This is a genomic window from Coprococcus sp. TM115-187 (genome assembly GCF_027679115.1).
GTDB lineage: Bacteria > Bacillota > Clostridia > Lachnospirales > Lachnospiraceae > Allocoprococcus > Allocoprococcus comes.
The window spans coordinates 19,266-43,465 of record NZ_JAQEKS010000014.1; the positions used below are offsets into that span (position 1 = coordinate 19,266).

Sequence of the window (24,200 nt, forward strand, 5' to 3'; positions counted from 1 at the left end):
GCGAAAGCCACGGCATACTACGAAAGGCAGGGATGATGATAACAGAGGTAATGAAAATTTCAGAACCCCCCTATACTAACAGGGGGGTAACTCGTCAGAAAGAAGATTTGACAGCACTGATTGACTGGTGTCAGATTACTGTCAAAGGTGTAGACGTGTTCATAATCATAGAAGATATCTTGCGGATTCCACTGAGTTTTATGGAACTGCATGGTAAGGAAAAAGGAATTGCTGGACACGAACTGATAGCAAGATTTGACAATATCAAGATTCTGAAACCGACAGGAAATGCACAGTATGAGGGATTTCAGATTCTTATGAGTGGTTCGGGGTGCAGGAATTATGAAAATTTCCTTATGATGAATAAGGAAACATGGTTTGATTTTCTGGAAAGAGTTTGCAGATACCCGGTGAATTTTCCGAGGATAGACTTGGCAATCGACGATACAAAGCCTTATCTGTCTATCCCGGAATTGATTCGTCTGAAAAACGAGGGGCTGATATCTAGTCAGTTGCGTGATACAGCAGAGAATCGTTCTGATAGACTGAAAGAGGATGAAATAGAAGCGCAGGGAAAAACACTATATCTCGGCAGTAAACACAGTGATTTTCGGATTACATTCTATGAAAAGGAATATGAACAGGCAGAAAAGTTCGGAAAAGAACTCAACCCGGACTGGAACAGATATGAACTTCGATTCCGGCACAAAAAAGCGGTCAGATTAGTAGAAGAACTTCTGAAAGACAGGGATGTGGCACGGATTGCGTTGTCTGTATTAAACGAGAAAGTGCGGTTTTTACAGAAGCCGGAAAACAGCACGGTTACAAGAAAACGGCTTTATCCTACTTATCCCCCGTGGGAAGAACTCATGCAGGATGTAGGGAAGATAAAGTTGACCATGAATCCAGAGAAAAAGACACTGGAACGAACATGGCAGTGGCTGAACGTAGCAGTTTCGCCCTCTTTAAAGCTAATGGATAAAATCGGAAAACTGGATAACAGAGATTATATCCGCCAGCTAATAGAACGGGGGCAGATGAACGAAGAACAACAACGCATATATGAGGACTATAAAAAATCTTTCCTTTTGAGGGAAGAAGAAAGGAGAATCTTTGACAGAACATACACAGAAAACGATACAGACAAAGAAAGCCCTTACAGTGAATGAAGCGTCAGAGTATACGGGAATTGGAAGAAATAATCTGCGAAAGCTGATTACATGGCAGAAGATTCCGGTCATAAGGATTGGAAATAAGATTCTTATACGCTCTGAGGTTTTAGACCAGTTTTTGAAGAAAAACGAAGGGCATAATCTGAAAAATAAATATGAAGTAATTGCAGTATAAACACAAATAAGCATATAATACTGTCAGACCAGTTCTGATAGTCCTTGCACGGAAAGGAGCGTGCAGATTGGGCAAGGACTTAAAAGGAAATCCATTACCGCCGGGAATTATGCAGAGAAAAAGCGGAATTTACAGAGGGCGGTTTTATTACAAAGGAGAAACGTATACAAAAGATAATGCGGACTTAAAAAAGTTAGTTCAAGAAATGGAAGATTTACGCTATGAAGTCAAGCATGGGTTGAAAGGAAAGGGCGATAATATCACTCTGGATACATGGTTTGATATCTGGCTGAATACCCATAAGAAGCGGACTATCAAGGAGAGTACACAAGTACGTTATGATGATTTTTACAGACGTTACATAAAGAAGCAGATAGGAAAACAACGTGTGGCAGATTTTAATCCGATTATTTTGGAACGTCTGCTTCAGAATATGGCAGATGATGATTACAGCACAAAGACTATACGGGATGTGTATAATATTCTCAATGCTATGTTCAAATATGCAGTGCATAACAGGATTCTTACATTCAACCCATGTGCAGGAGTGGAAGTTCCCAAAACAAAGACAAAACAGATACGGGTACTGACTGTGAAAGAACAACGGGAAGTATTGGAACACGCAAAGGAGAGAATACACGAGAATCTCATACAGGTAGCACTCGGAACGGGAATGCGTGGCGGAGAACTGCTTGGGCTTACATGGGATGATGTAGATTTTCGGAAACGGGAAATTTCTGTAAATAAAACGTTGGTGTATATCAAAGATAAGGAAACAAAGAAGTATGTATTCAAGTACCAGACACCAAAGACAAAGAACAGTATACGGACGATTCCCATGCAGGACAGTGTGTATAAGGCTTTAAAACGTCAGTGGATTCAGTTGAAAGAAATGCAGTTGTCAGCTAGTGAATGGCAACCATTAGAGGGATTTGAAAATCTTGTGTTTGTTGGAAAGAACGGAAAACCGATTACAGAACACACCTTTCAAGTGACGTTAGACTGGATAGAAAAATCTATCAATAAGGAACGAAAAAAGCAGGCAGAGAAAAACAAGACAGTGTTTATACCGATTCCGCATTTTTATCCACATGCACTTCGTCATACTTTTGCAACGCGTTGTTTTGAAGCCGGGATTGACGCAAAGGTAGTACAAGGATTCCTCGGACATTATTCCATAGCAATCACACTGGATTTGTATACGCACGTCACAGATGATAAAGCAAAATCGGAAATGGATAAATTACAGAATTTGTATAAGGAAATCATATAATCAGAACAAGAATAAGAAAGAGAATAGAAAAGGTGCAACATTTCTTTAGAAAATTATTTGACCGAGATTTGACCGAAGCGGATTTTGCAACAAGTACAGAACAGCGAAAACCCGCTAACCACAAGGGCTAACGGGCTTCGTTGTTTTATAGTTATCTAAAGGAATGAGAGTAAAGTGCGGCAATCGGGGTAACCCGATTGCGCTTACTTTATGAGGGGGGAGATAGTTGTTTATCAACTATCTGACTCTTAGTATACAGATAAATTGTGTTCAAAATATGTCTATATCATAAAAGAAAAAGAAAATTTCTTAAGGAAAAATGAACTATCGATTAAGGAATATTGATTAGAGTACAATAAAAAAATCATTGCGAAAGTACTTTCAAATGTAATCAGATTCTTTTTACATCGTTGCAACTGCGGTAGTTTAATGGTATACTGGACATATTGCAAAAGTAGAAAATGGCAGCAGAAGCTGTCGGCAATGTTTACAAGGCTCATTGGGGTTATGTGAAATATATAAGAGAGTAATACGGAGGAACAGAACAGATGGATTTGGTAACAGTAAGAGAATTATACAGGAACAGAGAGGAATATCTGGATAAAGAAGTGACCATCGGGGGATGGGTGCGCAGTATCCGTGATTCTAAGACATTTGGATTTATCGTTGTAAATGATGGATCTTTCTTTGAAAACCTTCAGGTAGTATATCATGATAATATGGAGAATTTTGGCGAAATTTCCAAGCTGAATGTTGGTGCGGCAATCATTGTAAAAGGAATACTTGTCGCAACACCACAGGCAAAGCAGCCATTTGAGATCCAGGCAACAGAGGTTACAGTAGAAGGTGCGTCTGCACCGGATTACCCGCTTCAGAAAAAGCGCCACAGCTTTGAGTATTTAAGAAGTATCGCACATCTCCGCCCGAGAACTAATACTTTCCAGGCAGTATTCAGAGTTCGTTCCCTGACCGCATATGCGATCCACAAATTTTTTCAGGAGAGAGGATTTGTATATGTACATACACCGCTGATCACAGGAAGTGACTGCGAGGGTGCAGGAGAAATGTTCCAGGTAACAACACTGGATATGAACAATGTGCCGAAAAATGCAGACGGAACTGTTGATTATTCCAAAGATTTCTTTGGAAAAGAGACAAACCTTACCGTAAGCGGACAGCTGAACGGTGAAACTTATGCACAGGCATTCCGCAACATTTACACATTCGGACCGACATTCCGTGCGGAGAATTCCAACACCACACGTCATGCGGCCGAGTTCTGGATGATCGAGCCGGAAATCGCATTTGCAGATCTGGAAGATGACATGATCCTTGCAGAAAACATGCTGAAATATGTTATCCGCTACGTGATGGAAAACGCTCCGGAAGAGATGAATTTCTTCAATTCTTTCGTAGACAAAGGACTGATCGACCGTCTGAACAACGTTGTAAATTCTGATTTCGCAAGAGTTACTTACACAGAAGCAATCGAAATCCTTGAAAAGCACAATGACAAATTTGAATACAAAGTATCATGGGGAGCAGATCTGCAGACAGAGCATGAACGTTATCTGACAGAAGAGATCTACAAACGTCCGGTATTCGTTACCGATTATCCGAAGGAGATCAAAGCTTTTTACATGAAGATGAATGATGATAACAAGACCGTAGCAGCAGTTGACTGTCTGGTTCCTGGAATCGGTGAGATCATCGGAGGAAGCCAGAGAGAGGACGACTACGATAAGCTTGTTGCAAGAATGAAAGAGCTTGGACTTAAGGAAGAAGATTACGGATTCTATCTGGATCTGAGAAAGTACGGATCTACAAGACATGCAGGATTCGGACTTGGATTTGAGAGATGCATAATGTATCTTACAGGAATGTCCAACATTCGTGACGTAATTCCGTTCCCAAGAACTGTGAATAACTGCGAACTGTAAAAAAGAAGAATGAAGAAAAAGGGGACCGGGAACTGCATCAAAAGGGTGTGTTTTCCGGTCTGCTGTTTTATACGCAAATCTTTCTATATACGGAAAGGAAAAGTGAAATATGAATATTTTAGTTGTAGATGATGAAAAAGAAATTGCGGATGTCGTAGAATTATATCTGCAAAATGAATACCATGTTTTGAAATTTTACACAGGGCAGGAAGCATTGGAATGTATTGAGAAGACAAATGTGGATCTGGCGATCCTGGATGTGATGCTGCCGGATATTGACGGTTTCACGATTCTGAGAAAGATCCGTGAGAAATACACATTTCCGGTGATTATGTTGACCGCGAAGACGGAGTACCGGGACAAGATCACCGGGCTTACGATGGGGGCTGACGACTATATTCCGAAACCATTCAACCCGCTGGAGCTGGTAGCGAGAGTGAAAGCACAGATGCGCAGATACACGCAGTACAACGATGGTAAGAAAAGTGATTCTGAGAATATCATTGATTTTGCAGGACTCTTGTTAAATAAAGAATCCCATGAATGCATCTATAATGAGCAGTCTCTTCCGCTGACACCGACGGAATTTGAGATTCTGTGGATTCTTTGTGAGAATCGCGGAAAGGTGATCAGCTCACAAAGATTATTTGAAGAGGTCTGGCATGAAGAGTATCTGAAGAACAGCAACAATACGGTGATGGTACATATCCGGCATCTGCGTGAGAAATTGAGTAAACCGACTGGAAAATCAGATCTTATCAAGACTGTCTGGGGAGTGGGATACAAAATTGAAGAATAATTACAGAAAATTAAAACTGAGCATATTGCTTCAGACGGTTTTTATTACGGCCCTGACGGTGCTGGTTGGCAGATTTATTCTGGAGTATTTTATCGATGGTATTTATAATGACAGCTTTGCCAATGGCTTTTTGCGAATATTGGAAGCTTTTCATGTGAGTGAAGAGAACGCAACATCTTTGTATTGGCAGTGGATCGGCAATAATAAAGTGTTCTTTATGATCCTCGGTTTTTTACTTTTATTTTCGTTGTTTTTTTATGTGGCACTTTCAAAAATGACGCGTTATCTGGAACAGGTAGAAGATGGGATTGAAAATATTATTTCAGCGTCTGACCAGCCAATCCGGCTGATTACGGAGTTAAAACCAATCGAGGATCGTCTCAATGAGATTAAAGAGACATTAAGGAGCCAGGAGGAAGAGGCAGAAAAGCTTGAGCAGAGGAAAAATGATGTCCTGCTTTTTCTGGCACATGATTTAAAAACACCGCTTACTTCTGTGGTGGCGTATCTGAGTATGCTGGATTCTCATCCGGAGATGCCGGCAGAGGAGCGCGCCAAATATACGCAGATATCTCTGGAGAAGGCGAATCGACTGGGGAATCTTTTGAAAGAGTTTTTTGAAAGTATAAAGTTGAATCTGCAGGATATTGAACTGGATAAGGTGGATATTGATCTGACCATGATGCTGGAACAGATTGCAGACGAACTCTATGGGGTACTTCAGGAGAAGATGCTGACCTGCAAGGTGGAAGCAGAGGAAGAGATCCTGATCGAGGGAGATCCGGATAAGCTTGCCAGGGTTTTTGATAATATTCTGCGAAATGCCATAGCATACTGCCGGGAGAAAAGTGTGCTTCTGATCCAGGCTGCCAAGGAGGAGAACCAGGTAAGAATCTGTTTTGAAAATGAAGGAGATACGATACCGGAAGAGAGCCTGAAGAGGATCTTTGATAAATTTTATCGCGCGGATGCGTCGAGATCCAGCAGTACCGGAGGAGCAGGACTGGGGCTTGCCATTGCAAAAGAGATTGTAGAGCTGCATAAGGGACAGATCATTGCCGAGAGCAGTGGGGGAAAGACACGTTTTATCGTGACACTTCCCCTTAAAGGAGGAGTAGAAAGTAATGAAATTCATACACACAGCGGACATTCATCTGGGGGCAGAGCCGGACGCAGGAAGTTCTTACACCGCAAAGCGACCGGAAGAACTGTGGAATAGCTTTGAGCGTCTTTTAAATATCTGTGAAGAAGAACAGACAGATCTTCTTCTGATCGCAGGGGATCTGTTTCACAGACAGCCGCTTTTAAGAGAGCTGAAGGAACTGGATTATTTATTTTCCAGACTGACACATACACAGGTCGTGCTGATGGTGGGCAACCATGATTACCTGAAAAGTACGTCCTATTACCGGAATTATAAATGGCAGGGACCGGTGCACATGTTTTTGTCTCAGAAACCTGCCTGTATGGAATTTAAAGAGCTTGGAGTCCGCATATACGGACTCAGCTATGAGGAACGGGAGATCACAGAACCGCTTTATGAGAAAATCCTTCCGGAAAAAAGAGGAATATCTTCCATCCTTCTGGCCCATGGCGGCGATGAAAAGCATATCCCGTTCCGAAAGAACGAATTACTGAAGCTGGGATATGATTATATTGCTCTTGGGCACATTCATCTTCCGGCAGAGCTTGCAAAGGACCGGATGTATTACGCAGGATCCCTAGAGCCTACAGATAAAAATGACACCGGGAAGCATGGTTATATCAAAGGGGAGATTAAAAATGGAAGAACCCGGACGGAATTTATTCCTTTTGCATCCAGAGAATATGTGCATATGGAAGTAGAAGCAGGAAGAGAGATGACCGGACGGGAAATGAAAGAAAAAATTTCCCTTGCCATACGGGAAAGAGGTATACAGAACATTTATAAAATCATTCTGCGGGGATTTCGGGATCCGGATATGATCTATGATACCGACCGGATGGATTCCTATGGAAATATTGTCGAAATCCTGGATGAAACAAAGCCGGCATATGATTATGAAAAGTTGAAAAAACAAAATGCAGGAAATCTTCTGGGCTGGTATATAGAAAGTTTTGCAGAAGCAAAGGATGACAGTGTGGAGGCAATTGCATTGGCTGAGGGAGTACAGGCCATGCTGGAGGCAAAGGGGAGCAAATTATGAAGATAACAGAACTGATCCTGAAGAATTTCGGTAAGTTCACGAATAAGCAGATCCTGCTTGCGGATGGGATCAATATTATTTACGGAGAAAACGAATCGGGAAAAACAACGCTGCATACCTTTCTGAAGGGAATGCTTTTTGGAATGGAAAGAAAGCGCGGGCGTGCCGCCGCAACAGATACATTCCGTACCTATGAGCCTTGGGAGAATCCAAACTTTTATGCGGGAATCCTGCGGTTTACCTGTGGCGGTCGAAAATTCCTGCTGGAGCGAAATTTCGATCGGTATGCGAAAGGCGGCTCTCTGATCTGTGAAGATGATGGAGAAGAATTGTCACTTGAGCATGGGGATCTGGAAATTCTGTTAGGTGGTATGACAGAAAGTGATTATGAAAATACAGTTTCGATAGGACAGCTCCGGGTACAGACCGGAGAAATACTGGCGGCGGAGCTGAAGAATTATGCGGCAAATTATTATGCAACCGGGAACAGCGAGATTGACCTCGAAGGGGCGCTTGCCCTTTTAAAAGAGCGGAAGAAAGAGCTGGAAAAAGAAGAACGTGAAAAGAGGCAGCTGATCAGCGAAAAGAAAGAGCGGGCAGAGATGGAGGCATCCTATGTCTGGCGGGATCTGCATCAGTTAGAAAATGAAGCGGAACAGCTGAAAAGAAGCTGTGAAGAGAAACGCAGAGAATGGGAAAGCTGGGTAAATGAAGATAAAAAGCGGAAGAAACGGGAAGAGGCAGCAGGATATTTTGCCGGGTGGAGGATTCATCCACTGGAGGCAGTGAGTATGCTGGGGGCATTTTTTGTGACTTTTCTGCTTTTTTATAAGCCGTGGAATTTTCTTGTGGCAATCGTGGTGGCACTGGCTGAAGGACTGTATGTCTGGAATTGTCTGAAAGATGGAAAGAAGAAAAAGAAAGCCAGATTACAGGAGATAAAAGAACAGGGCATTTCTTTCAAGGCAGATTATGAGAGGCAGAAAGGAAAGCTTGCAAAAGTACAGGAAACCTATCATGAAAAAGAAGTGTTGTATGAAAATCTGCAGGAACGAGTCGGCGAGTTCGATGAGATGAACAGTGAAGAGATAGAGCGATTAAAAAACAAGCAGGGTGTTGAACTTGCTATGGAACAGTTGACCAGACTTGCCGCACAGATGCAGAGCCGGACAAGCGATCTTATGAATACAGAAGTATCTGCAATCATGGATGCCATCACAGATGGAAAATATAACAGACTCTGGGTAGACGAAAATCTGCATGTGCAGCTTATGAGTAATGGGAAAAAGATATCCATGGATCAGGTAAGCCGTGGAACGCTGGAACAGATTTATTTTGCAATCCGGATGGCCGCAACAAAAATTCTCCACGAGGAAGAATGTCCGGTGATCCTGGATGATGCATTCGGCTATTATGATGACAGGAGACTTGCGCAGACCCTTCGCTGGCTGAAAGACAGTAAGCGGCAGGTGATCATATTCAGCTGCCAGAAGAGAGAGATGGAAATGCTGGAAAAGATGGGGTATGGATATCATAAGATAATGTTGTAAAGAAAGAGGAGGAAGATTTTATGATTCGGCTTCAGGATATTGCAGAAATGGCAGGTGTCAGCCGTACTACGGTATCTAATGTTATAAATGGCAATACCAAAAGAGTTTCCCAGAAAACGATTGATAAAATCACGACTATTCTTAAAGAACAGAACTATGTTCCGCATATGGGTTCCGTGATGCTTTCCGGCCATGGTTCCAGAATTATAGGTGTAGTACTCGGATTTTCTTATGCCCATGGTATGCAGTCACTTCAGGATCCATTTGTGGGAGAACTGATCGGAACGATTCAGATGGAAACGGAAGAAAATGGATATTATGTTATGCTTATTGGCGGTGAAAGTATTCAGAATGTAGTGGATATTGCCTCAAAATGGAATGTAGAGGGATTGCTTATCCTTGGCTACAATGAAGAACAGTATCGCAGGCTTTCGCGCAGATTAAACAAGAAAATGATTCTGATCGATGCTTATCCGGAAGGTGCTTATACCTTCCAGAATGTCGGTATAGATGATTATTCGGGAGGGTATCAGATTGGAGAATACCTGTATTCCTGTGGATATAAGAAAGCATTGTTTGTTGCGGAAACGGAGAGAGACAGTGATTACTATCGGTGGATGGGATTCAAACAGGCGATGGAAAAATCGGGGGGATTCTGCAGTCGCTCCCGATATATAATTATTCCGAGTGAAAAAAGATTGCGTCTCAGAAAATACAGAGAGCTTCTCCCACGTTTTTTAGAAGCAAAAGCACTTGCGTTTTCCTCAGATTATAATGCGATGGAAGCGATAAATTTCTTTTTTGATGAAGGCATCATGGTTCCAGATCAGATTTCTGTTACAGGATATGATGACAGTGTCTACGCAAGTATGGTTCGACCGAAACTGACAACGGTTCATCAGGATGTTCCGCAAAAGGCGCATGTGGCGCTGAAACGTCTGCTGAAATTAATTCAGGGAGAGACACTGGACGAATTAAATATAAAAAATCCAGTCTATCTGGTAAAGAGGGATTCTGTCAGGGAATGACAGGATCCTTTTTTCAACTTTGCATGTATACAGGTAAGCCGGTGGAATGGTCTGGTTGTTTTTGTGCAGACTGTATAAAAACAGGAAATAAACTTTGTTGTCTTTTATAGTTTCGCGAGAAACCTCTTGATTTTTCTAAGATGTATGGGGTATCATGAATAGTGTTGTTACAGGAGCGGTTAAATAATACTAAACAATTATAAACGAGGAGATTTGGCATGGAGAAAAAATGGTGGAAAGAAAGTGTAGTATATCAGATATATCCAAAGAGTTTTAAAGACAGTAACGGTGATGGTGTGGGAGATATCAGAGGAATCATACAGAAACTGGATTACCTCAAAGAACTTGGGGTAAATGTATTGTGGATTTCTCCGATGCTGGAATCACCTCAGGACGATAATGGTTACGATATTTCTGATTACCGCAGAATTTATGAAGAATATGGAACGATGGAGGATTACGAGGAATTGTTGTGTGAAGCACACAAAAGATCCATCAGGATTCTGATGGATCTCGTAGTCAACCATACTTCAGATGAACATAACTGGTTTATTGAAAGCAGAAAATCAAAAGATAATCCATATCGTGATTATTATATCTGGAAAGATCCGGTAAACGGAAAAGAACCTAATAACTGGGGCGGAGTATTTGGCGGTTCTGCATGGGAATATGATCCGCAAACTCAGATGTATTATCTGCATCTGTTTTCAAAAAAACAGCCGGATCTCAATTGGGAAAATGAAAAAGTACGCCAGGAAGTTTATGACATGATGAAATTCTGGTGTGAAAAAGGAATCGATGGCTTCCGAATGGATGTTATCAGTATGATTTCCAAAGATCAGAGATTTCCGGACGGAGAAATGAATAACGGTCTTTATGGGGACTTTGGACCATATTGTGTACATGGTCCAAGGATCCACGAATTCCTTCAGGAAATGAATCAAAAAGTTCTTTCAAAATATGATATCATGACAGTCGGTGAGACCGCAGGAGTCACAATAGAAGAAGCACAGAAATATGCGGGTGATGACCGAAATGAATTGAACATGGTATTCCAATTCGAGCATGTGGAGAGTGGATGCGGAGATTATGGAAAGTGGACGACTGCAAAATATGACTTCAAAGAGTTCAAAAGTATCATGATCAAATGGCAGGAAGAACTTCAGGGTAAGGCGTGGAACAGTTTGTTTTTAGGTAATCATGATCAACCGAGGAGTGTCAGCCGTTTTGGAAATGACAATCCGGTATACAGAGAAACCTCTGCAAAAATGCTGGCTACCTGTATTCATATGATGCAGGGAACGCCATATGTATATCAGGGTGAAGAGCTTGGCATGACAAATGTCTATTTTGACAAACTGGAAGATTACCGTGATATTGAAAGTATTAATTACTTTGAAGAGTTTACGGAATCAGGCCTTATGACTCCGGAACACATGATGAAATGTCTGATGCTGAGAAGCCGTGACAATGCGAGAACTCCGATGCAGTGGGACGACAGTAAACAGGCCGGATTCACAGAGGGCGAGCCTTGGATCAAAGTAAACCCGAACTACAAAAAGATCAATGCAGCACAGCAGCTTGAAGATCCGGATTCTGTTTTCCATTACTATCAGAAACTGATCCGATTGCGTAAAGAAAAAGATATTATTGTTTATGGCGAATTTGAACCACTTTACCGTGATGATGAACAGATTTTTGCTTACACAAGAAAACAGGATCAGGAAAAACTTCTGACCGTCTGCAACTTCAGCGATAAGAATGCAGAAGTAGAAGTGCCGGAAGAATTCAAAGGCGCAGAGTGTCTGATCACAAACCTTGGAAGAAAAGAATTTGAAGGAAAAATTGTTCTGAATCCATATGAAGCATTTGTACTATATTATAAACACTAGGTGATAAAGAAATGATTAGAAAATATAGATATGGAACTCCGTTTGATACGGAGGCACTGACTGAAAAGATTGAAACAACTAAGGGCGTTCTCCCGTATGGAGAGGTCAGTCAGGAGGAAGGATTTGTTTTTACTTATATCATGGATGAAGATGATATTGTCTATGGTCTGGGTGAAGCCAATCGTGGAATCAACAAGAGAGGGTACTGTTATATCAGTAATTGTACAGATGATCCGGTACACACAGAGGACAAGCGTTCTCTGTACGGAGCCCATAACTTCATTGTTGTGAGCGGAAAGAGGACGTTTGGATTGTTTTTCGACTATCCCTCAAAACTGACCTTTGATATTGGATATGACAGAGAGGATACCATTAAGGTATCTTGCGAAAATGCTGACTTGGATATCTACGTGCTTGAAGGTGAGAATGCTTATGATATCGTAAAACAGTTCCGCCATGTAATCGGACGCAGCTATATCCCACCGAAGTTTGCCTTTGGTTTCGGACAGAGCCGCTGGGGTTATACGACGAAAGAAGATTTCCGTACTGTCGCAAAAGGATATCGGGAGAATCATATTCCGATCGACATGATTTACATGGATATTGACTATATGCAGTCATTTAAAGATTTCACAGTGAGTGAAGAAAATTTCCCGGATTTTCCGGAATTCGTACAGGAAATGAATGACCAGAGTATTCGCCTGATTCCGATCATTGATGCCGGTGTCAAGGTTGAGCCGGGATATGAGATTTACGAGGAAGGTGTCAAAAACAACTATTTCTGCAAGAGAGAAGACGGAAGTGATTTTGTTGCAGCTGTATGGCCGGGAGATACCCATTTTCCGGATATGCTGAATCCGGAAGCCAGAAAATGGTTCGGGGACAAATATCGTTTTCTGATCGAACAGGGAATAGAAGGTTTCTGGAATGATATGAACGAGCCTGCGATCTTTTATTCTTCCGAAGGCCTTGCAGAGGCAAAAGAACTTGCCGGAGAGTTTGCAAAGGATACCGAAGGCAAGATCCATTCCTGGGAAATGCAGGACAAGATGCTCAGTATTGCAAATAATCCGGAAGACTATAAAAGATTTTATCACAATGTGGATGGCAAAAAGATCCGCCATGACAAAGTACATAATCTTTTTGGCTATAATATGACAAGAGCGGCCGGAGAAGCATTTGAACGCATTGACCCGGAAAAACGTTTTCTGATGTTTTCCAGATCTTCTTACATCGGAATGCATCGTTATGGAGGAATCTGGACCGGAGATAATAAATCCTGGTGGTCACATATCCTTCTTAACCTGAAGATGCTGCCGTCTCTGAACATGTGTGGTTTCCTGTATACAGGTGCTGACCTTGGAGGTTTTGGTGCTGATACAACAAGAGAATTGCTGCTACGTTTTCTCGCACTTGGTGTATTTACACCACTGATGCGTAATCATTCGGCGACGGGAACAAGAGAGCAGGAATGTTATCAGTTCGAAAATATCGAGGATTTCCGTGCTATCATTAACACCAGATATCGTCTTGTGCCGTATCTGTACAGCGAGTACATGAAAGCTGCGCTGAGTGATGACATGTATTTTAAGCCGTTAGGGTTTGTTTATCCGGATGACAAGAGAGCAATCCGAGTAGAGGATCAGCTGATGCTCGGAAACGAGATCATGATTGCTCCGGTTTACGAGCAGAACGCAAGAGGCCGTTATGTTTATCTGCCGGAAGAAATGAAATTTGTCAAGTTCCTGCCGGATGGAAGCATTTCGGAAGAGATTCTCGCGAAAGGTATCCATTATGTAGATGTGGCATCAAATGAAGTACCGCTCTTCATTCGAAATGGTAAATGTATCCCGGTTGCAGAAGCGGCAGAGTGTGTGAAGAATATTGATACCGAACATCTGCAGCTTATCGGATACGAAAACAGCAGTTATACCATGTATGAGGATGACGGGATCCGCAAAGATTACGATAAGAAAGAAAATTACCGAGTATTTACAAATTAACGTTTAAGAGTAAAAAAATACTGCTTAGATATCAAAATGATATTCAAGCAGTATTTTTTGTCATATAGCGGAAAAATTTCGCTCGTATAAATTAATCGATCGCTTCCCCTTTTTTATATTTCTCAACTACATTCTGGATACGTTCGCTTGGATCAAGGATGCTGCTGATAGAAGCATCATGGTTCAGTGTATCGATCACCAGTGCGATGTACTTGCTCATGTCGCAGTTGATGTAGTAAGGACGGCTGAGCAGTTCCGGTGTCTGATAGATCAGGTTTGTTGTGAGGATTCCGTTGATCAGTCCTTCTTCGTAAGCCTGGTCGAATTTTTCCATACCGTTTGTGAAAAGTCCGAAGGTTGCAGCAGCGTAGATACGTTTTGCTTTACGCATCTTGAGCTGGCGTGCTACATCGAGGATACTGTCACCTGACGAAATCATATCATCGAGGATGATCACATCTTTTCCTTCTACGGAAGAGCCAAGGAATTCGTGTGCTACGATCGGGTTACGTCCGTCTACGATGGTTGTGTAGTCACGACGTTTGTAGAACATACCCATATCAAGACCGAGTACGTTGGCAAAGTAGATTGCACGTCCGGTTGCACCTTCATCCGGGCTGATTGCCATCATATGATCGGCATCGATCTGAAGATCCGGCACATGCTTTAACAGTCCTTTTACGAACTGGTAAGTCGGACGGATCGTCTCAAATCCGTTCAGCGGGATCGCATTCTGGACACGTGGGTCGTGTGCATCGAAAGTGATGATATTGTCAACACCCATGCGGACAAGCTCCTGCAGACCAAGTGCACAGTCCAGTGATTCACGACCGCTTCTCTTGTGCTGGCGGCTTTCATACAGGAAAGGCATAATGACGTTCAGACGACGTGCTTTTCCTCCTACAGCGGCGATGACACGCTTCAGGTTCTGGAAATGGTCGTCCGGTGACATATGGTTGGTATTGCCGCTGAGCGAATAAGTCAGGCTGTAGTTGCAGACATCGACCATCAGATAAAGGTCTTTTCCACGTACAGACTCATTGATAATACCTTTGGCTTCACCAGATCCAAAACGCGGTACTTTTGCGTTGATCAGATAGTTCGGCTTTTCGTAGCCGTTGAAAACAAGATTGTCTTTCTGGAAACGAGTCTCTTCCTTTCTCCATTTTACGAGATAGTCATTGACTTTATTTCCCATCTCTTCACAGCCGTCTACAGCAATAATGCCGAGAGAGCCAACTGGAATATTATCCAGAATTCGTTCACTTCGATGTAACATCAGTGTTCCTCCCTGTACATAAGTTTCTTTTGAATGCGGATATCATCACCGGCAAGGCGAAGTATCTTATAATGGTTGCTTATCCGGGAAAATGTACGTTCTGTATAGTTCGTCTTGATTTCCTCCAGAGTAAGATTAGTAGAAATGATCGTGGATTTCCTGTTCAGGATCCGATCATTTAAACACACAAAAAGCTGAGAAACGACAAAGTCTGTATTTCGTTCGGTTCCCAGGTCATCAATGATCAGCAGATCACACTGGTGGATCTGCTCATATAAAAGACAGCTCTCATCATTCCGGGTCAGTGCTTTTTCAAGGAGCGCATCGAAAAATTCAGAGGCAGTCAGGTAAAGAACGGAATGCAGAGAATCCATTACTTCTTTTGCAATGCAGTGACTGAGAAATGTCTTCCCAATACCAGTATTCCCAAAAAGGAGCAGATTACCATGTTCGGTATCAAAATTGTGGATGAAATTCATACATTCCTGATAAGCCCGCGTTGCAAGCTCGCGGGAATTCTGACCGGAAAGCCGGTCTCTATAATTGGATGAATAATAATCAAAATTAAAATGTTCAAAATTTTCCTGTTCGAGAAGCCCTTTTAAGTTGGACTGGGTGTAGAACAGATCAATGATCGCTTTTAAAAAGCAATGGCACTTTTTCGTGCCGACATAGCCGGTATCCTGACAGTCCGGACATTCAAAATGCTGTTCCAGATAGTCTTCCGGGAATCCGGCGTCGGAAAGGAGTCGACGGCGTCTGTCAGAAAGAGACCGGATATCTTCCTTCAAAGAAGCGAGGGCAGTGTCATCGCCTGCGAGCAGCTTTTTCGCCTGATCAAGACTGGCAGAAGAAATAGAGGCATCAATCGATGCAAGCTCCGGAACCTTCTGGCAGGCACGCTCGTAGTGAAGATTCGCGAGGTCACGGCTCTTCGCTCTTTTTTCTTCATATACGCGCATCAGCGCATTGTATTGTGAATTAGTTAACGGCACAGTGTTCCCCTTTCTTAGTTACTGCGTAATAATTTTTTGGTAAGCTCGTCCATATTGTAAGAACGTTCTTCAAAATTACGGAATTTGGAAGGCTGCTGGGCAGAAGGTGTACGGTTTTGCCCCGAAGGAGTTTTCCTCCGGTCTTTTTCCTGCTCAAAGGCAGAATCAAGACGCTCAACATCTGCCAGTGTACGAACGTTGCCCGTCTTCCAGTTTTCGAGAATCTTGTCAGTATATTCAAAACTTGGCTGGTGGATCGCACTGATGGTGCGGTTGCATGCTTCCAGAATGAGATCCAGTTCGAAATTCCCATCCTCCAGCCATTTGCGGATATAATCCAGTTCGGCAGATGCAGGTCCCCGCCCTTTGATGCCAAATGCATTCAGGATAGAATAGCAGGTTTTGTTGTAAAATGCAGAGGAATTACGTGCCTGATCGACGGTTGTAATATGTTCATCTGCCCATGAAAGTGCTACTTTTTGAATGTAATGCATGCTCTTATGTCCGTTCTCCACACAGTATTCGATCAGATACTCGATCAGGTCTGCGGAAAAACCAAGGGAATCATAAAAGTAGGTAATCGCATCAACATCGGTACGGGATAAGGTTTTGCCAAGATATTGTTCAGCAATAAAAAGAATCTGCTTTAATTCTCTTCTTGCAGCAAGGGAACGTCTTGATGCAGGAAGATTCTGACCGGCAGCTTTGTCTGAAACAGTGGTATTTCCATCAGACTGCGCGACCGGAGATTTTTCATGAACGGAAGCAGACTGTGCGGAAGGTGTATGGAAAGCCGCTTTGACAGGTGTCTGATGAGTTGGTGCTTTTCCGATACAGATTCCGGCGAGTTCATTTGTTTCGTCATATTCGAGAGAAAGAATTCCTTCTTTTTCCCAGTATTTGAGTGCGCGCAGGATATCGCCTTCGGTATTCTCCAGAAGGTCTGCCATCTGCGGGATATCCGGAAGCTGCTCCGGGATATTCTGATAACGGAGAAGAAGAAGATAGACTTTTACATATTCTCCGTTCGCAGATACCATATAATGATCGATAAAGTCATTCTCCACGATCGTTATGTTATTGTGGGAATGATTGCGCAAAATAAGTGCACTCATAATTTCCGCTTCCTTTCTTTTCTGACTTTGTTCATTATAACATCATCCCAGATTGTAAAAAAGAATTTTCTGACGGAAATTTTTGTTATTACAGATAAAATTTCGCAAATATTGGAGAAAATCAGGCTTTTAACAGGTCTTCCCCAATGGTTACAACATCTCCGGCACCCATTGTGATCAGAAGATCGCCAGGCTGACAATGGGTGGTGACGAATTCTTCGATGGCTGCAAAGCTTGGAAGATAAGTTGCGTCACATCCATGTTCTTTGACTGCATCTGCAAGCTGTGCAGAAGAGATGCCTAAAGTATCTGTCTCACGCGCTGCATAGATGTCAGCAAGGATTACATGGTCTGCATGTGCGAGTGCTTCAGCAAATTCTGAGAATAATGCTTTTGTACGGGTATAAGTATGTGGCTGGAAAATACACCACAGCTTTTTATGTGGATAATGTGCAGCACTTTTCAGAGTTGCTGCGATCTCTGTCGGATGGTGTGCGTAATCATCAATGATAGTCACTCCGCCGACTTCACCTTTGTATTCAAAACGGCGGTCTGTTCCGTGGAAGGAAGCAAGACCTGTCTGGATCGTCTCCGCAGGAACACCAAGAATATCGGCAACTGCGATTGCCGCAAGTGCGTTATATACGTTGTGCTCACCGCCAACTGCAAGAGCGAGATGTGCAACATTCTGTCCGTCTTTTACGACATCGAAAGAGGCATTGCCCTGTTCGTTATAAGTAATATTGGCTGCACTGTAATCCAGGGAAGCTTCTTTGCCAAAAGTAATAACACGACAGGAAAGATCGGAGGTGATCTCTTCAATTTTATCAATATCTCCGTTGATGACGAGAGTTCCGTTTTCCGGAAGAAGCTTAGCAAAAAGGTGGAAAGAATTACGGATATCGTCCAGGTCTTTAAAAAAGTCCAGATGATCCGCATCCACATTCAGAATAATACCGATTTTCGGGAAAAAGTGCAGGAAACTGTTGGTATATTCGCATGCTTCCGTGATAAAAAGGTCAGGTCCGCCGACACGGATATTGCCTTCGATCGCTTTCAGGATACCGCCGACAGAGATTGTCGGATCCAGGTCTGCTGCAAGAGCAATATGAGAAAGCATAGAAGTTGTGGTTGTCTTACCGTGTGTACCGGATATAGCAACCGGTGTCTTATAGTTAGTCATAAGCTGACCGAGTAATTCTGCTCTGGATAACATCGGAAGATTCTGACGCTTTGCTTCTGCAAATTCTTCGTTGTCTTCGTGGATCGCTGCGGTATAAACTACAAGGTCGATACCGTCTATAATATTGGAAGCTTTCTGACCGTAAAATACGGTTGCACCATTCTGAGACAGATGATCCGTAAGTGCCGATTCTTTGTTATCGGATCCGGATACTGTGAAGCCTTCTTCAAGAAGGATCTCAGCGAGTCCACTCATACTGATGCCGCCAATTCCGATGAAGTGGATATGGCAAGGCTGATTAAAATCAATTTTATACATAATGACACTTCCTGTTCTGTGAATTTGTTTCATAGTATTTGACTTACGTGCATAATTATAACATAGATAGGTCAAAAACCAAACCTTTTCTTTTTGTGATATTTCTATAAAAAAGATAGGTAAACAGAAATATTTTTGTAAAATATGTTCACTATATGTATGTAATATGTTATAATGAAAAAACCAGAATTACTGAGAAGGGGTGAAGACATGATAAAAAAGGAAATGATAGCAATGCTATTGGCAGGAGGACAGGGCAGCAGACTTGGCGTCCTGACTGCAAAAGTTGCTAAACCGGCTGTTGCATTTGGCGGCAAATACAGGATCATTGATTTTCCGCTGAGTAACTGTATCAACTCAGGAATCGATACAGTCGGTGTCCTGACCCAGTATCAACCACTCAGGCTTAATACACATATTGGAATTGGTATTCCGTGGGATCTGGACCGGAATATCGGAGGGGTGTCAATTCTTCCGCCGTATGAGAAGAGTACAAGCAGCGAATGGTATACAGGAACGGCGAATGCAATTTATCAGAATCTGGAGTATATGGAGACATTTAATCCGGATTATGTACTGATCTTATCAGGAGATCATATTTACAAGATGGATTACGAGGTCATGTTGGATTTTCACAAGGAGAATCATGCAGATGTGACGATCGCGGCAATGCCGGTTCCGATCGAAGAAGCAAGTCGTTTCGGAATCGTAATTACCGATGAAGACAAGAGAATCACCGAGTTTGAGGAGAAGCCGGCGAATCCGCGGAGCAATCTTGCGTCCATGGGAATTTATATTTTCAGCTGGCCGGTGCTCAAAGAGGCACTGATCAAGATGAAAGATCAGCCGGGATGTGATTTCGGAAAGCATATCATTCCGTATTGTCATGAAAAGAAGCAGAGACTGTTTGCATATGAATATAATGGTTACTGGAAGGATGTCGGTACATTGAGTTCTTACTGGGAAGCTAATATGGAACTGATCGACATTATTCCTGAATTTAATCTTTATGAGGAATTCTGGAAAATTTATACGAATAATTCAATTATACCGCCACAGTATATCTCAAAAGAAGCTGTGATCGACAGAAGCATCATTGGCGACGGAGCTGAGATATACGGCGAGATACATAACTGTGTGATCGGCGCAGGTGTTGTTGTTGGACAAGGCTGCGTGATCCGGGATTCGATCATCATGCAGGATGTTGCGATAGGAAATGACTGTGTGATCGACAAAGCGATCATTGCGGAGAATGTTAAGGTTGGAGATAATGTAACCCTTGGAATCGGCAATGAAGCACCGAACAAGCTCAGGTCTGATATCTACAATTCCGGACTGGTTACGATCGGTGAGAATTCTGTGATTCCGGCAGGAGTACAGATTGGAAAGAATACTGCGATCAGCGGTATTACCGTGAAGGAGGATTATGTACAGGGTGCTCTTGAAAGCGGCGGAGTATTGATAAAGGCGGGTGACAGATCATGAGAGCAGTTGGAATCATTTTAGCAGGCGGTAACAACAACAAGATGCGGGAGCTTACACAGAGGCGTGCAGTGGCAGCGATGCCGATTGCAGGAAGCTACCGGGCAATTGATTTTGCACTCAGCAATATGTCCAATTCGCACATCCAGAAGGTAGCAGTACTTACTCAGTATAATGCACGTTCACTGAATGAACATTTGAATTCTTCCAAGTGGTGGGATTTCGGACGTAAGCAGGGTGGTCTTTATGTATTTACACCGACGATCACAGCAGACAATGGCTACTGGTATCGTGGAACGGCAGATGCGATCTATCAGAACCTGGATTTCCTGAAGAGGTGCCATGAACCTTATGTGATCATCACATCCGGTGATGCGGTTTACAAGATGGATTATAACAAAGTACTGGAATACCACATTGCCAAGAAAGCAGATATCACTGTGGTATGCCGGGATCTGGATCAGGGCGAGGATGCAACCCGTTTTGGCATCCTGAAGATGAATGAGAATATGCGGATCGAAGATTTTGAGGAAAAACCGATGGTGGCAAATTCCAACACGATTTCCACAGGAATCTATATCATCCGCAGACGTCAGCTGATCGATCTGATCGAGCATTCAGCTGAGGAAGACAGATATGATTTTGTAACGGATATCCTGATCAGATACAAGAATCTGAAAAAGATATACGGTTATAAGATAAAAGACTACTGGAGCAATATTTCCACGGTCGATGCCTATTATAAGACAAACATGGATTTCCTCAAACCGGAAGTCCGGAACTATTTCTTTAAGCAGCTTCCAAGTATTTATTCCAAGGTGACAGACCTGCCTCCGGCAAAATATAATCCGGGTGCGGTCGTTAAGAACAGCCTTGTGGCAAGCGGAAGCATTATCAACGGAACCGTTGAGAATTCGGTTCTGTTTAAAAAAGTGTTTGTTGGAAATAATTGTGTGATCAAAAACTCAATTATTTTAAATGATGTGTATCTTGGGGACAATACTTACATTGAGAACTGTATTGTAGAGAGCAGGGATACGATCCGTGCCAATACACGGCATGTTGGTGAAGATGGCGTGAAAGTAGTAATAGAAAAGAACGAAAGGTACGCATTATAAAAACTGAGGGGGACTTGTAAGAGTCCGGATCAGAAGGCATGCCGGTCAAATAAAGGAAAAGGAGCGGACCGGTATGTGCGTTACTGGAGAAAGGGGCTAGAAAGTTATGCAGATTACAGATGTACGCGTGCGCAAAGTAGCAAAAGAAGGAAAATTAAAGGCAGTAGTATCAATTACAATGGACGAAGAATTTGTTGTTCACGATATTAAAGTCATTGAAGGGGAAAAAGGACTTTTCATTGCAATGCCGAGTAAGAGAGCACTGGATGGGGAATATCGTGATATTGCGCATCCAATCAATTCCGGTACAAGAGACAGAATCCAGAAGATCATTCTGGACAAGTATGCGGAAGTACTGGAAGAGACTGACGACGCGGAAACTGCAGAAATCTAAGTACAGAAAAATACTGAAAACAAAAATCCCGGAGACTGGAAGTAAAACCAGTTCTCCGGGATTTTTATATTTTGAGAAATGATATTTCTACGATGGTCAATCGCGCATAAACTGATCGATCACATAGAGAACTCCGTCATCATCATTTGATTTTGTGATAAAATCTGCTTTTTCACGGACCAGTGGCTGTGCATTTTCCATTGCCACTCCAAGACCTGCGGTTTCGATCATAGTCAGGTCGTTGTATCCGTCACCGCAGCAGATCATTTCATCAGCAGTCAGACCGATGCTGGTAAGAAGCTTCAGAAGAGAGGCGGCTTTGTCTACATTCTTTGGAACAATTTCGAGGAAAAATGGATCCGAACAGTAAACATCGATATAACCATGGAAATGAGCGGACATTTCCTCTTTAGCAGCAGCGATGCTATCCGGTTCTCCGGTCAGGAGAAATTTATTGTTTGGAAATGTGGATACTTTCTCGCAGAAATTATCAATTTGTACAATTGGTAAATGGTTGATCTGGGATTCTAATTCGGAATATTTTGTCGGGGTAAATCCGGACAGAAGCTGTCCATCCTCATAAGCCAGAATATCAACCGGGTAGTTGGAAGCGATCCGGTAGATATCCGGGATCACGTCCTGCGGAAGTGTTTTGTTGTAAATGACCTGGCCGGTGCGGCAGTCAGTGATCCGTGCTCCGTTGAAGGACAGGATATAGCTTCCGTAACGTTCCAGATGGAGCTGCCTGGCAAGGGGAACCACGCCGTATGTAGGGCGACCGCTTGCAAGAACAACTTTTTTTCCGGCTTCCTGGATCTCGATCAGAGCCTTTAACGTTGGTGGAGTGATTTCTTTCCTGGAGTTGGTAAGTGTTCCGTCCAGGTCAAGAACAAGTATCTGATATTTCATGTATTACCTCTCTTAAAACTTCATCTGTCTGAGTACATCAATGATCTCAGGAAATTCCATACCGTGGGAAGCTTTGACCAGAATGGTATCATCTTTTTTGACAACATTCCGGATTTTTCCCAGGAAGTCCTGTTTGGTTTTAAAGTAAAGTACGGCACTGCTCTTTGCACAGGCTTTTGCACCTTCATATGCGTGGTGGGAAAGTTCTCCGATACAGCAGATCACATCAATGCCGATCTCGGCAGCATGTGCGCCGGTATTGTAGTGAAGTTCATTCTCCTTATCACCAAGCTCATACATATCGCCCATTACAGCTACGGTTCTTCCTGTTGCGGTAGAAAGTACATCCAGAGAAGATTTCATGGAAACCGGATTAGCGTTGTAGCAATCATCGATGATCAAAAGAGATCCTGTGTCGATCAGATTGGTACGTCCGGCAATCGTCTTCAGGGAAGAGATCCCGGTCTGGATTTCCTCCAGAGTAAGTCCAAGCTTCATGCCGACACATGCTCCGGCGAGAGCATTATAAACCATGTGATTTCCAGGTACCGGGATATGTACGTTGATTTCACCAAGTGGAAGGTGGAGTACAGCGTCAGTTCCGCGAAGTCCCTGACTTACGATTCCGTCTGCATAGGCATCCAGCTGGTCTGAAAGACCGAAGAAAACAGGCTTTTTCCCTTGTACCTCTGCGACTGTGGAAAGTTTGTCGTCATCTCCGTTTAAGATGACAGAAGCATTTGGACGCAGATGATCAAAAACTTCGGTTTTGGCTTTTAAGATTCCGTCGCGGCTTCCGAGATTTTCCATGTGTGCAAGACCGATGTTGGTGATTACACAGATATCCGGCTGGCTGATGGATGCAAGTTCATGCATCTCTCCGAAATGGTCAATTCCCATCTCCAGGACAGCGACTTCATGTTCTTCGGTAAGATTGAAGATGGTAAGCGGAAGTCCGATTCCGTTGTTAAAGTTTCCCTCTGTCTTAAGAACATTGTATTTCCGGGAAAGGACAGAGGCAATCGTCTCTTTGGTGCTGGTCTTGCCAACACTTCCGGTGATGCCGACAACCTTGATGTCAAGCTGCATGCGGTAAAACGCTGCGATATCACGAAGTGCTTTTTCGCAGGATTCTACATGAATGCAGGGACAGGTAAGGGAAGAAGGATCTTCTTCTGTAAGAGTAGCAAGTGCACCCTGTTCCATAATCTGTGGGATAAAGGTGTGGCCGTCTACACGGGCTCCTTTGAGTGGAACAAAAAGAAATCCCGGTGCTGCTTTCCGGCTGTCGATTGCAACGCCGGTAATCTCTTTTTCAAGAAAACTGCTGTCGCCATGGAAGGTTCCATGGCAGGCAGCGGTTATATTTTTTAATGTCATATTTTTCAT

At 42.9% G+C, this 24,200-nt stretch carries 20 protein-coding genes; 14 read left to right on the forward strand and 6 right to left on the reverse strand.

Annotation, left to right across the window (positions count from 1 at the left end; genetic code table 11):
• Window positions 1–50 precede the first annotated feature (50 nt).
• From PGW42_RS10275 to PGW42_RS10325, 11 genes are all read left to right on the forward strand, one after another.
• A complete protein-coding gene (locus PGW42_RS10275; RefSeq protein WP_442872477.1) occupies window positions 51–1,169 on the forward strand; it encodes a replication initiation factor domain-containing protein in 1,119 nt (372 codons plus the stop codon).
• Window positions 1,162–1,347 (forward strand): helix-turn-helix domain-containing protein, encoded by a 186-nt coding sequence (locus tag PGW42_RS10280; RefSeq protein WP_004844108.1) that lies wholly within the window; start codon window positions 1,162–1,164, stop codon window positions 1,345–1,347. The genes PGW42_RS10275 and PGW42_RS10280 overlap by 8 nt, the downstream gene beginning before the upstream one ends.
• 67 nt (window positions 1,348–1,414) lie before the next feature.
• Complete coding sequence (locus PGW42_RS10285) at window positions 1,415–2,620, forward strand: tyrosine-type recombinase/integrase (protein ID WP_009244191.1); 1,206 nt, start codon at window positions 1,415–1,417, stop codon at window positions 2,618–2,620.
• Window positions 2,621–3,168: 548 nt separating this feature from the next.
• Window positions 3,169–4,560, forward strand: coding sequence for an asparagine--tRNA ligase (asnS, locus tag PGW42_RS10290; protein ID WP_270203555.1), 1,392 nt, complete (start codon window positions 3,169–3,171; stop codon window positions 4,558–4,560).
• A gap of 109 nt (window positions 4,561–4,669) precedes the next feature.
• Window positions 4,670–5,359, forward strand: a complete 690-nt coding sequence (gene vanR / locus PGW42_RS10295) for a VanR-ABDEGLN family response regulator transcription factor (protein ID WP_008371692.1) — start codon at window positions 4,670–4,672, stop codon at window positions 5,357–5,359.
• Window positions 5,349–6,578: a sensor histidine kinase gene (locus tag PGW42_RS10300; protein WP_270203554.1), complete on the forward strand. Its 1,230-nt coding sequence runs from the start codon at window positions 5,349–5,351 to the stop codon at window positions 6,576–6,578. The genes vanR and PGW42_RS10300 overlap by 11 nt, the downstream gene beginning before the upstream one ends.
• The gene (locus tag PGW42_RS10305) at window positions 6,484–7,545 is read left to right on the forward strand and encodes a metallophosphoesterase family protein (RefSeq protein ID WP_270203553.1); all 1,062 of its coding nucleotides are present in this window, start codon (window positions 6,484–6,486) and stop codon (window positions 7,543–7,545) included. Before PGW42_RS10300 ends, PGW42_RS10305 begins: the two co-directional genes overlap by 95 nt.
• A complete protein-coding gene (locus tag PGW42_RS10310) occupies window positions 7,542–9,095 on the forward strand; it encodes an ATP-binding protein (RefSeq protein ID WP_270203552.1) in 1,554 nt (517 codons plus the stop codon). The genes PGW42_RS10305 and PGW42_RS10310 overlap by 4 nt, the downstream gene beginning before the upstream one ends.
• A gap of 20 nt (window positions 9,096–9,115) precedes the next feature.
• Entirely contained in the window at window positions 9,116–10,123 is a 1,008-nt protein-coding gene (locus tag PGW42_RS10315) for a LacI family DNA-binding transcriptional regulator (RefSeq protein ID WP_117559018.1), read from the forward strand.
• A gap of 218 nt (window positions 10,124–10,341) precedes the next feature.
• Window positions 10,342–12,015, forward strand: a complete 1,674-nt coding sequence (locus PGW42_RS10320; RefSeq protein ID WP_270203551.1) for a glycoside hydrolase family 13 protein — start codon at window positions 10,342–10,344, stop codon at window positions 12,013–12,015.
• An 11-nt stretch (window positions 12,016–12,026) separates the two neighbouring features.
• Complete coding sequence (locus tag PGW42_RS10325) at window positions 12,027–14,018, forward strand: glycoside hydrolase family 31 protein (protein WP_270203550.1); 1,992 nt, start codon at window positions 12,027–12,029, stop codon at window positions 14,016–14,018.
• A 91-nt stretch (window positions 14,019–14,109) separates the two neighbouring features.
• Here the strand turns inward: PGW42_RS10325 and PGW42_RS10330 are convergent, their stop codons facing one another.
• The 4 genes from PGW42_RS10330 to murC form a co-directional block, all read right to left on the reverse strand.
• The gene (locus tag PGW42_RS10330; protein ID WP_055261717.1) at window positions 14,110–15,297 is read right to left on the reverse strand and encodes a ribose-phosphate pyrophosphokinase; all 1,188 of its coding nucleotides are present in this window, start codon (window positions 15,295–15,297) and stop codon (window positions 14,110–14,112) included.
• Window positions 15,297–16,292, reverse strand: a complete 996-nt coding sequence (locus PGW42_RS10335; protein WP_022221120.1) for an ATP-binding protein — start codon at window positions 16,290–16,292, stop codon at window positions 15,297–15,299. The genes PGW42_RS10330 and PGW42_RS10335 overlap by 1 nt, the downstream gene beginning before the upstream one ends.
• A 14-nt stretch (window positions 16,293–16,306) precedes the next feature.
• Window positions 16,307–17,407, reverse strand: a complete 1,101-nt coding sequence (locus tag PGW42_RS10340; RefSeq protein ID WP_055261721.1) for a DnaD domain protein — start codon at window positions 17,405–17,407, stop codon at window positions 16,307–16,309.
• A gap of 121 nt (window positions 17,408–17,528) precedes the next feature.
• A complete protein-coding gene (gene murC, locus PGW42_RS10345; protein WP_117824497.1) occupies window positions 17,529–18,908 on the reverse strand; it encodes a UDP-N-acetylmuramate--L-alanine ligase in 1,380 nt (459 codons plus the stop codon).
• A gap of 210 nt (window positions 18,909–19,118) precedes the next feature.
• Between murC and PGW42_RS10350 the strand changes: the two genes are divergently transcribed.
• From PGW42_RS10350 to spoVG, 3 genes are all read left to right on the forward strand, one after another.
• Window positions 19,119–20,393: a glucose-1-phosphate adenylyltransferase gene (locus PGW42_RS10350; RefSeq protein WP_055157904.1), complete on the forward strand. Its 1,275-nt coding sequence runs from the start codon at window positions 19,119–19,121 to the stop codon at window positions 20,391–20,393.
• On the forward strand, window positions 20,390–21,508 hold the full coding sequence (gene glgD / locus PGW42_RS10355) for a glucose-1-phosphate adenylyltransferase subunit GlgD (protein WP_117559025.1): 1,119 nt from the start codon (window positions 20,390–20,392) through the stop codon (window positions 21,506–21,508). Before PGW42_RS10350 ends, glgD begins: the two co-directional genes overlap by 4 nt.
• 106 nt (window positions 21,509–21,614) lie before the next feature.
• Window positions 21,615–21,902, forward strand: coding sequence for a septation regulator SpoVG (spoVG, locus tag PGW42_RS10360; protein WP_008368997.1), 288 nt, complete (start codon window positions 21,615–21,617; stop codon window positions 21,900–21,902).
• A 96-nt stretch (window positions 21,903–21,998) separates the two neighbouring features.
• Here the strand turns inward: spoVG and PGW42_RS10365 are convergent, their stop codons facing one another.
• A complete protein-coding gene (locus tag PGW42_RS10365) occupies window positions 21,999–22,811 on the reverse strand; it encodes a Cof-type HAD-IIB family hydrolase (protein ID WP_270203549.1) in 813 nt (270 codons plus the stop codon).
• Between the two features lie 12 nt (window positions 22,812–22,823).
• The gene (locus PGW42_RS10370) at window positions 22,824–24,200 is read right to left on the reverse strand and encodes a UDP-N-acetylmuramoyl-tripeptide--D-alanyl-D-alanine ligase (RefSeq protein ID WP_117835146.1); all 1,377 of its coding nucleotides are present in this window, start codon (window positions 24,198–24,200) and stop codon (window positions 22,824–22,826) included.

What these genes read in the sequence shown, in the direction of transcription:
- PGW42_RS10325 (WP_270203550.1), top strand. Translation starts at nt 12,027, where the DNA reads ATGATTAGAAAATATAGATATGGAACTCCGTTTGATACGGAGGCACTG.
- vanR (WP_008371692.1), top strand. Translation starts at nt 4,670, where the DNA reads ATGAATATTTTAGTTGTAGATGATGAAAAAGAAATTGCGGATGTCGTA.
- PGW42_RS10365 (WP_270203549.1), bottom strand. Translation starts at nt 22,811, where the DNA reads ATGAAATATCAGATACTTGTTCTTGACCTGGACGGAACACTTACCAAC.
- PGW42_RS10350 (WP_055157904.1), top strand. Translation starts at nt 19,119, where the DNA reads ATGATAAAAAAGGAAATGATAGCAATGCTATTGGCAGGAGGACAGGGC.
- PGW42_RS10330 (WP_055261717.1), bottom strand. Translation starts at nt 15,297, where the DNA reads ATGTTACATCGAAGTGAACGAATTCTGGATAATATTCCAGTTGGCTCT.
- PGW42_RS10370 (WP_117835146.1), bottom strand. Translation starts at nt 24,200, where the DNA reads ATGAAAAATATGACATTAAAAAATATAACCGCTGCCTGCCATGGAACC.
- PGW42_RS10310 (WP_270203552.1), top strand. Translation starts at nt 7,542, where the DNA reads ATGAAGATAACAGAACTGATCCTGAAGAATTTCGGTAAGTTCACGAAT.
- spoVG (WP_008368997.1), top strand. Translation starts at nt 21,615, where the DNA reads ATGCAGATTACAGATGTACGCGTGCGCAAAGTAGCAAAAGAAGGAAAA.
- PGW42_RS10320 (WP_270203551.1), top strand. Translation starts at nt 10,342, where the DNA reads ATGGAGAAAAAATGGTGGAAAGAAAGTGTAGTATATCAGATATATCCA.
- asnS (WP_270203555.1), top strand. Translation starts at nt 3,169, where the DNA reads ATGGATTTGGTAACAGTAAGAGAATTATACAGGAACAGAGAGGAATAT.
- PGW42_RS10305 (WP_270203553.1), top strand. Translation starts at nt 6,484, where the DNA reads ATGAAATTCATACACACAGCGGACATTCATCTGGGGGCAGAGCCGGAC.
- PGW42_RS10340 (WP_055261721.1), bottom strand. Translation starts at nt 17,407, where the DNA reads ATGAGTGCACTTATTTTGCGCAATCATTCCCACAATAACATAACGATC.
- PGW42_RS10275 (WP_442872477.1), top strand. Translation starts at nt 51, where the DNA reads ATGAAAATTTCAGAACCCCCCTATACTAACAGGGGGGTAACTCGTCAG.
- PGW42_RS10315 (WP_117559018.1), top strand. Translation starts at nt 9,116, where the DNA reads ATGATTCGGCTTCAGGATATTGCAGAAATGGCAGGTGTCAGCCGTACT.
- murC (WP_117824497.1), bottom strand. Translation starts at nt 18,908, where the DNA reads ATGTATAAAATTGATTTTAATCAGCCTTGCCATATCCACTTCATCGGA.
- glgD (WP_117559025.1), top strand. Translation starts at nt 20,390, where the DNA reads ATGAGAGCAGTTGGAATCATTTTAGCAGGCGGTAACAACAACAAGATG.